This window comes from Kitasatospora sp. NPDC127116, assembly GCF_042677365.1.
In the GTDB taxonomy this organism is placed as follows: Bacteria; Actinomycetota; Actinomycetes; order Streptomycetales; family Streptomycetaceae; genus Kitasatospora; species Kitasatospora lactacystinica.
Genome location: NZ_JBHXTL010000288.1, coordinates 1 through 2,190, shown reverse-complemented (window position 1 = coordinate 2,190; position 2,190 = coordinate 1). Strand labels below are relative to the sequence as shown.

1 protein-coding gene is annotated in these 2,190 nt (G+C 76.2%); it reads right to left on the bottom strand.

The genetic code is table 11. From position 1 onward, the window contains the following. Positions 1-141 precede the first annotated feature (141 nt). Positions 142-2,190: protein translocase subunit SecF (secF, locus tag ACFVHV_RS43690; RefSeq protein ID WP_380359456.1), on the bottom strand; the 2,049-nt coding region annotated here is incomplete at its 5' end.

Here is a 2,190-nt window from a genome sequence, read left to right as displayed (position 1 = left end):
TTTTTTATAAGACACCCACTACCCACTGGTCGTGCCTTTGGGGCGGCCCGCGCGCACCACCCCCCCCCGGCGGCGGGCGGCCCGCCCGCTGTCGGCCGGCCGGTCGCAGGACGCACGGCCTCCCCGCCGAACCGGCGCCGCTCAGACCACCGCCCCGTTGTGGTCGCGCGCCCGCGCCGCGCCCGCCGCGTGAGGAGCCCGTGCCGCCCTGGCCTCCCGCGGCCGGTCCGGGAACCGGTCCTGGAGCAGCACGACCACCGGCATCGCGGTGAACACCGTCGACGCCGTGCCCATCAGGACCCCGGCCAGCAGCGCCACCGAGAAGTCGGCGAGCGAGTCGCCGCCGAGGGCCGCCAGGGCCACCAGGACGAACAGCGCCCCCATGCCGGTGTTCACCGTCCGGGGGAGGGTCTGCGCCACGGCGCGGTCCGCGAGAGCCGCCCAGCTCGCCTTCGTCCCGGTCCGGCGCAGCTCGCGCAGCCGGTCCAGGACCACCACCGTGTCGTTGACCGAGTACCCGACGATGGTGAGCAGCGCGGCGAGGAAGACGCTGTCCACCGGCTTGCCCAGCCAGGCGAAGAGGCCGAGGACGAGCAGCAGGTCCTGCGCCATCGCGATCACCGCGGCGGTCGCGAAGGTCCACCGGAAGCGGATCGTGAGGTAGAGCAGCTGGGCGGCGACCGCGAGCCCGAGCGCGGCCAGCGCGTAGCCGCGCAGCTCGCTGCCGAGGCTCGGCCCGATCAGTTCGTCGCGCTCCACGGACAGTTCGCCGGTGACGCCGGTGAGCGCCTCCCGGATGCGCTGCTGCTGGTCGTCGCCGGTCTCCTTGGTGCGGACGGACACGCCGGTGTCGCCGGTGGTCTGCACCACGGCCTGCGGGAACCCGGCGCCGACCACCGCCGCGCGGGCGGCGTCCGCGTCGACCCGCTGCGCGGCCGTGTATTGCGCCACCCGGCCGCCGGTGAACTCGACGCCGAAGTCCAGGCCGCGCCCGCCGATCCCGGCCAGGGCGAGCAGCAGCAGGCCGGCGCAGGCGCCCAGCCAGCGCCGCCGGTGGCGCATCAGCCGGGGCGGCCGCCGGGTCAGCCGGGTCCGGAGCCGGCCGACGGTGGCCATGCCGGTCAGGGTGGGCCGCCGGACGACGGCGGGCCGGCGCACCGCCCACTCGGCGAGCAGCCGGGTGATCAGCATGGCCGAGAACATCGAGGCCAGCACGCCGATCGAGAGCGTCACCCCGAAGCCCTTGACCGGGCCGGTGGCGAACACGAAGAGCAGACCGGCGGCGAGCAGCGTCGTCACGTTGGAGTCGGCCACCGCGCTCCATGCCTTCGCGAACCCGACGCGGAGCGGGCGCCGCAGGTCGCGCTCCTTGCCGGGGCCGGCCGCCCGAGGAGCGGTGTACTCCTCCCTGGCCCGTTCGAAGACCAGCACGTTGGCGTCCACCGCCATGCCGATGGCGAGGACGAAGCCGGCCAGCCCGGGCAGGGTGAGCGTCGTGCCGAGCGCGACCACGGCGGCGTACGAGATCAGTCCGTAGAGGGCGAGCGCGACGGTGGCCAGCACGCCGAGCAGGCGGTACACCGCGATGATGAAGGCCCCGGTGCAGAGCAGGCCGATGGCCGCGGCCAGGGCGCTGGCCCGGATCGCCTCGGCGCCGAGGGTGGGGCCGACGGTGCTCTGCTCGATCACCGTCACCGGGACGGGCAGGGCGCCGCCCTTGACCAGGGCGGCGAGGTCGCGGGCCTCGTCGGCCGAGAAGCCGCCGGTGATCTGCGTCGAACCGCCGGTGATCCCCTGCCCGCAGAGCACGCTGTCCTGGACACCGGGGGCGGACAGGACACGGTCGTCGAGCACGATGGCGACCCGGCGGGCGGGTTCGGCCGGCGCGGCGCACGCCGCCTCCCCGGTGAGCCGGGCCCAGGCGTCGCCGGCCGAGCCGCGGAAGGAGAGGTCGACGCTCCAGCCGAGGCCCGTCCGGGTGTCGAGGACGGCCGAGGCGTCCTTGACGCCGTCGCCGGTCAGCGCCGGCGGGCCCAGCCGCAGGTGGCCGCCGGGGAGGCCGGGGTCGGCGAGGACCCGGGACCCGTCCGCCGCGGGGGGTCCGGCCGGGCCGTCGGCGGTCGCGACGACGGGGTGGAAGGTGAGCTGGGCGGTGCGGCCGATGACCCCGGCGGCCTCGCGGGGGTCCTG